General features: G+C 38.9%; 8 protein-coding genes and 1 tRNA gene. 4 read left to right on the top strand and 5 right to left on the bottom strand.

The annotated features are described in order from the left end of the window. The 5 genes from IQ31_RS27170 to IQ31_RS27145 form a co-directional block, all read right to left on the bottom strand. The coding region (locus tag IQ31_RS27170) for a transposase (RefSeq protein WP_145330968.1) at positions 1–258 on the bottom strand (258 nt) is incomplete at its 3' end. 314 nt (positions 259–572) lie between these two features. After that, a complete protein-coding gene (locus tag IQ31_RS27165) occupies positions 573–767 on the bottom strand; it encodes a hypothetical protein (protein ID WP_244294595.1) in 195 nt (64 codons plus the stop codon). Positions 768–811: 44 nt separating this feature from the next. Next, complete coding sequence (locus IQ31_RS27160) at positions 812–1,222, bottom strand: DUF5675 family protein (protein WP_244294594.1); 411 nt, start codon at positions 1,220–1,222, stop codon at positions 812–814. Beyond that, positions 1,222–1,983, bottom strand: coding sequence for a hypothetical protein (locus tag IQ31_RS27155; RefSeq protein WP_145331493.1), 762 nt, complete (start codon positions 1,981–1,983; stop codon positions 1,222–1,224). The genes IQ31_RS27160 and IQ31_RS27155 overlap by 1 nt, the downstream gene beginning before the upstream one ends. Positions 1,984–2,453: 470 nt before the next feature. Further along, positions 2,454–2,894, bottom strand: a complete 441-nt coding sequence (locus tag IQ31_RS27145; protein ID WP_145331489.1) for a DUF3276 family protein — start codon at positions 2,892–2,894, stop codon at positions 2,454–2,456. Between the two features lie 530 nt (positions 2,895–3,424). Between IQ31_RS27145 and IQ31_RS27140 the strand changes: the two genes are divergently transcribed. The 4 genes from IQ31_RS27140 to IQ31_RS27125 all read left to right on the top strand — a co-directional run bounded on the left by IQ31_RS27140 (position 3,425) and on the right by IQ31_RS27125 (position 5,765). Beyond that, positions 3,425–4,321 carry an alpha/beta fold hydrolase gene (locus tag IQ31_RS27140; RefSeq protein ID WP_145331487.1) on the top strand — a complete coding sequence of 299 codons (897 nt, stop codon included), beginning with the start codon at positions 3,425–3,427 and terminating at the stop codon, positions 4,319–4,321. Positions 4,322–4,325: 4 nt separating this feature from the next. Then, positions 4,326–4,820 carry an RNA polymerase sigma factor gene (locus tag IQ31_RS27135; protein WP_088162822.1) on the top strand — a complete coding sequence of 165 codons (495 nt, stop codon included), beginning with the start codon at positions 4,326–4,328 and terminating at the stop codon, positions 4,818–4,820. Next, on the top strand, positions 4,807–5,403 hold the full coding sequence (locus tag IQ31_RS27130; protein ID WP_145331486.1) for a hypothetical protein: 597 nt from the start codon (positions 4,807–4,809) through the stop codon (positions 5,401–5,403). The genes IQ31_RS27135 and IQ31_RS27130 overlap by 14 nt, the downstream gene beginning before the upstream one ends. Positions 5,404–5,680: 277 nt before the next feature. After that, positions 5,681–5,765, top strand: a tRNA-Ser gene (locus IQ31_RS27125). Positions 5,766–5,767 lie beyond the last annotated feature (2 nt).

Raw genomic sequence — 5,767 nt, 5'->3', positions numbered from 1 at the left:
CACCGCCTTTTTTAAGATAGCGTTCTCTAATTCTGCATCCCGTAATCTCCTCTTTAGTTCCCTGATTTCTTGCTCTTCAGGACTCAATTTGTCGTTTTTAGGCAATACGGTACCACCATTATATCTGGGATCCATGCGCCATTTACTTAATCTACTGGCATCCATGTCCAGTTCTTTTGCTGCTTCTAATACCGACCCTTTGCTGTAAGAAAGCTCTACTGCCATTTTCTTAAAGGAATCGTCAAATACTCTTTTCATCTGTTAACAAATTTAAATCTATTTTTCAAATCTGTCTCCACTCAAAGGTAGCAACTCCAATGTATATTTACAGATATTGTTCATATTTCAGATTATCAAAATAAAAGCCCGGCAATCGCCGAGCTTTCTAATGAATAAAGCCACCACAACTTTATCGTTTTCTTTTCACTAAATGTGCGAGTAGTAAAGATACAAAAAAACTGACGGTCGCGCCAACTATTGCTAGTATGACGGTGCGGAAAACATCGCCGATGAGCAACGATGGAAAAATCCCCATCAACAGACCACCGCAAGTTCCCATACCTACTGCAGATCTATTCATCGGGTGCCTCCTTTGAGCCTTCCGGCTTATCTTTGTCATCTACCGTAATCTGGCTAATGGCAGACAACACACCACCTGCCACGGTCAAGTAACCGCCGACGGTGACCACAGCAACCGGGAGTGCCACTGGGGCTGTAACAATTGCTCCGCCGACGGCAGCAACGATCAAACCTATACTGCGCAGCACCTTGAAAAATTTGGGTGTAGGCGCTTGAGCTCTTTCTAATACATTCATTCTTTCTCCTTTCTTTCAATAATCAAAATCACTTGTTGCCCCTGATCCAAAGCAGCGTAAACAGCCTCTTTCAACTTTTCGAATGCTAATCTGGAATTCTTGCCAGTACCTTGACCTGTTAATTCGCTAACGGGAGCGATACATCCACGCAATTCTTTCTCCGCATTATTCGCCGGATGAAATAAAATTGCGCTTCGCATGGGCACGTCTCTTACCAGAATGTGCCATCCAAACCGTTTGCTGTATCGCTTGGCCAATGGATAAGTTCCTTCAGGAATACAGGAAATGTTACGGACGTTTTCGCGCCAAGGCAATTCAATGACATAACACTCCAAGTTACCACCAATCCAAATCTCACCATTAGCACCTCGTTCACCGTACGTCCGCAACAGTTTCACCACCAACATTATACACCAGTATCAACTAACACCAAACTCAAAGCATTGTATGCACCGTTGTTCAACGCGTAGAACGTTCCATTAACCTGTTGCAGGAACTCAATCCCGAATACCAGGAACAACGGTCTTGTAGATTCCTCCACACCGATATCGTTGCTTAAAACCACAGGTTCTCTTACTGTATTGTCAAATGAGATTTCCGCAGAGGAACTCTGTACCAAATTAAAGGTCTCATTTTCAAAATCAACCTCAACACCAGCTGATATAAAACGAAAATGGGTTGTACCTCCAGGAGCTACTATTTGACTATCAGGGACAAAACTTGTCACGTTTATCTCCAATACACCTGTAGCACGATCTATTACTGAAGTATACGGTGCGTAAACAGTAGCACTTAAGCGGGCATTTCCGTTGAAATCAAATCCTTGTAAAAGAACTAACTCGCCATCCAACACATTGCGTAATCCTCGATTGCTGACTTGATCAGCTTTGATTACCTGCATCATTGACTTGACCAAGCGGGAGATCATGCGCGAATCCTGAGTTTTGTTCAACACAGGTCGGATCGCAGTACACAATGCCTTACTCGCTTTACCAGCTCGTGCAAACTCCGCTGCGTTTTCCCTCGTTCGCTGAAATTTTGGATCGTTATGAAAGCGCTCCTTATCAACACCTCCTTTTTGTCTGGCCAAATAGCCATCCTTACTTTTGTAAAAGGTAATATCCCCGATAGTACCCTTCAATTTAATAATACCTGATTGTCTTGCCATATCACACTCATTTTAAAATTCACCTTTGCTGCAGCTAATCAGTGATTACAGGTTAAAAATTGGTATAATAAAGCCAACCTAAAAGCGCAGGTGTACCAAATGACGGTATTGGATCAGTATGGTCACATATTTCCTAAGTTTATTTTGTAAATTGCAACGAAGATTCCACCTCAACTTTATACCAACTTGTTACCAAGTTGGGCATCAGAATGATGAATAGCGACGCTACCTTATCGTAATATCGACTGAGTAGATAAAGCTTACATAAAGTATAGAAATGAGAAGAATCTGTATCTATCCAAAAGACATAGCACGTATTACCGGCAAGAGCTACCGGCAAAGCTTACGTATATATAATACGGTAAAAAAAATACGAGGCAAGCAAGCTCACCAATTGCTTAGTATAGAGGAAGTCTGTGAATATTTAGGCTTGGACAAAGAGCAAATTAAAACAGTTCTATAACAGATAATTAGCTATACTTTTCTTTTAGTTCCAACTTCTTGATCCGCGATGTAATAGCACCTTCTTTCCGTTCGAAGGTAGCAGCCAGTTCCTTGACAGTCTTTTCCTCACAAAACAAAGCCTCCAGTTTTTCATCGTCTTCGGCCGACCATGGCCGATAAGCTTGCGGATGTTGTTCGCGGATATCGTCCAAAGTATAACTTTTCTTGTCACTTTCCAGATCGGTAAGCTTTTCCAATTTTTTGACAGCACGGTTAAAGACTTTTTTGAAGTCTTTGATATCCTCTTCAAAGATCAATATCTTGAATTTTTCGAAGCCATCGTCGGCGCGCTTACTTTCCGAAACGGAAAGATATAGGCTACCATTTTCTGACTTTTTTAAATCAAAGAAATACGTACGATTTCCTTTCGTGATTTTATCAGTAAATAGTTCGTTATTATCCATCATGAAGTTATTTATTCGTAATAAGCGATTGTTACATCGAATATACTAAAACTATCCTACATAACTAAAAAACAGCCACCTAACAATCTCAAATAATGCTACTTATCCGTGAAAAAGACAGGTTTATTCTGTATCTTTGTATAGCAAAACGAAATAGGGAATATAAGAAAACAGTATTGCGAGACCCTAGCGAGACCTCGTAAAAACGAAACTTATAAATAACATTAAATCAGAGAGTTATAAGGATAGTTCGAATCCCTCACTCTCCGCAGAAAAAGCCTTTCAGAAATGAAAGGCTTTTTGCTTTTGCCCCTTTATTCTCCCCCATCAAAAGATCAATTTTCTTATAGTACCATTCCATTCGAATTATCAGAGCGTTACCTACAAGAAAACAACATTTCACACAACTCTTCTTTGCCACATGTACTCTTTTTCACTTTTTTCATTCTTTTATGTAATAATCTGTAATTCATAACATCTAATAAGCAGAATATTCTAGAAAACCATAATTACTAATTTTAAATTCAATTCTTATGAAAACTATTGTTCTTCGTATCAATAAAGATCTACCGAACTATTTATGCCATTTCACCAAAGTCGCTATTTCAATACTTTTACTTATGATTTACGGATCGGTATTTGCACAAAAAAAATATGATTTTCAGGTCAGTATCTATGGAAAAGGAACACCGATCATTCTTATTCCAGGATATAGTTGTAGTGGAACCGTATGGACAGAAACTGTAAATCACTTAAAAGACAAATACGAATGTCACGTGCTTACACTTCCTGGCTTCGCAGGACAAGCAGCTATTAAAGAAGCATTGCTTGAGACTATGCGCAATGAAATCATAGCATATACAGAGGCAAAAAAATTGCAAAATCCGATTCTTCTAGGCCATAGTTTAGGAGGCTTTTTGAGTCTCTGGATCGCAAGCACCGCACCTTCGCTATTTCAAAAAGTTATCGTTGTGGACGGAGGACCGTTCTACCCGGGCATGCAGAACCCAAATACAAGTGTAGAGGAAGTGAAAAAGTTTGTCGATAAAGATGCACTTATCGCACAATTTACTTCGATGGGAAACCAACAACTTAGTGTGTATGCTGAAAATATAGCACGACAGCTGGTAACTGATTCTATAAAAGCCAAAACAATAGCCGAATGGCAAGTACAAAGCGATAGAGTTACATTAGCATCTGCGTTTTATGAAATGATGACGACGGATATCCGCCAGGATCTTGCTAAAATTACGATACCCGTTTTGGTGCTAGGTAGTAAGTACGAAACGTTGGAAAAATCACAACAGATTCTTTCCGAGCAATATAAGTATGTAAAAAAGCTAACTTTACACAATACCAACAGTAAGCATTTTATTATGTATGATCAGCCAATTTGGTTTTTTAAAGAACTAGACACATTTTTAAAATAACCCGATGACCAACAAAGAAAACTTTGAGATTATTTACAAAGAATATGCGCCGGCCATCCGCAAGTTATGCCTCAGTTATACCGGAGACCGAGATAATGCAGAAGATTTAATCCAAGAGACCTTCATTACTGTATGGAAAAAACTCGACAGTTTTCGCAACGATGCCAAATTAAGCACCTGGATCTACAGAATAGCGATCAATAATTGCTTGACGAGTATGCGAAAAAAACATCAGCATTTAAAAAAAATGACCGACACAAGCTGCATCGATATACCAGAGGATTCATCGAATGAAAAAATACAGCAGATTGATCTGCTGTACAAATGTATCAGCAAGCTGAAAGAAGCTGATAGAGTACTGATCACATTGGTATTAGATGAAAAACCTTATGAGCAAATAGCAGAAATTACGGGAATTACAGAGAATAATCTCCGTGTAAAAATCCATAGAATTAAAAAGGAATTAACCGAAATTTTCCATAAATATGCAAGACTTTAACGATTTACAACATCTTTGGAAACAGGATAGCAAACAAAATATCTTGCCCCCAAAACACCTGAATAAGGCCAAAAACTTTCATCAAGAATTAATAAGGAAAGAAATAGCCGGTGCTGTTTTATTGCTTGCAACAGGATTAATTATTCTTGCTCTGGCATATTTCCTTGATTTTAGGCATAAAACGCTCACATTGTACACAGCGATGTTTATCGTATCGTTCCTTTGTTTTATACAGGCATACTTAATGTTGACCACTGCACGTAAAGTCAAACAGATCAACGAAGCAGCTTTACCTACCGAGCATTTACAACAGTGGCAAGAGTTTGACTCCTTTCGAAAGAAAAGAATGCATTGGAATATGCCGATTTATCATCTACTTCTCGGTATAGCGATCTCGATCTATCTTCGGGAAATCCTAGCGGGTGCTAGTTTCCACTATTATTTACTGACTTACCTTCCAACCTATAGCTGGATTCTATTTTCCTACTTTTATCTGGGTAAAAGACAACTCGCTAAAATTGACCGATCAATCAACGAAGTTATTTTTGAATTACAGGAGTTAGAACGACAGTTCGGGAATTGAAAAATCGGATCATGTTTGCTCCTTAAGAATACATTCATGATTACATTTTTAATTGCAATAAATAACCTAAAACAAGATTATGATCCCATCTAAAGCGGACATATCGTCCAGGGCAGAGTCCGCTATCTCCAATATGACATCGGAAGGTGGTCAACCCCTAAAAATAACCAACTGGTATTCAGCTACATTTCTATTTAAGAGTGCTAAAACTGCTTTTAAACAAAGAAAAATGTAAAATAAGTTTTGTAATTCTACACAAAATTTCTACTTTTGTCGCGGAGAGTTGGCAGAGTGGTCGAATGCGGCGGTCTTGAAAACCGTTAACTGTCACAGGTTCGGGGGTTCGAATCCCTCACTCTCCGCA

It is taken from the genome of Sphingobacterium siyangense (genome assembly GCF_007830445.1).
Taxonomy (GTDB): Bacteria; Bacteroidota; Bacteroidia; order Sphingobacteriales; family Sphingobacteriaceae; genus Sphingobacterium; species Sphingobacterium siyangense.
This window is presented reverse-complemented; position numbering and strand designations above follow the sequence as displayed.

Coding starts and splice junctions, on each gene's coding strand:
- IQ31_RS27160 (WP_244294594.1), bottom strand. CDS start 1,222: ATGTTGGTGGTGAAACTGTTGCGGACGTACGGTGAACGAGGTGCTAAT.
- IQ31_RS27155 (WP_145331493.1), bottom strand. CDS start 1,983: ATGGCAAGACAATCAGGTATTATTAAATTGAAGGGTACTATCGGGGAT.
- IQ31_RS27145 (WP_145331489.1), bottom strand. CDS start 2,894: ATGATGGATAATAACGAACTATTTACTGATAAAATCACGAAAGGAAAT.
- IQ31_RS27140 (WP_145331487.1), top strand. CDS start 3,425: ATGAAAACTATTGTTCTTCGTATCAATAAAGATCTACCGAACTATTTA.
- IQ31_RS27135 (WP_088162822.1), top strand. CDS start 4,326: ATGACCAACAAAGAAAACTTTGAGATTATTTACAAAGAATATGCGCCG.
- IQ31_RS27130 (WP_145331486.1), top strand. CDS start 4,807: ATGCAAGACTTTAACGATTTACAACATCTTTGGAAACAGGATAGCAAA.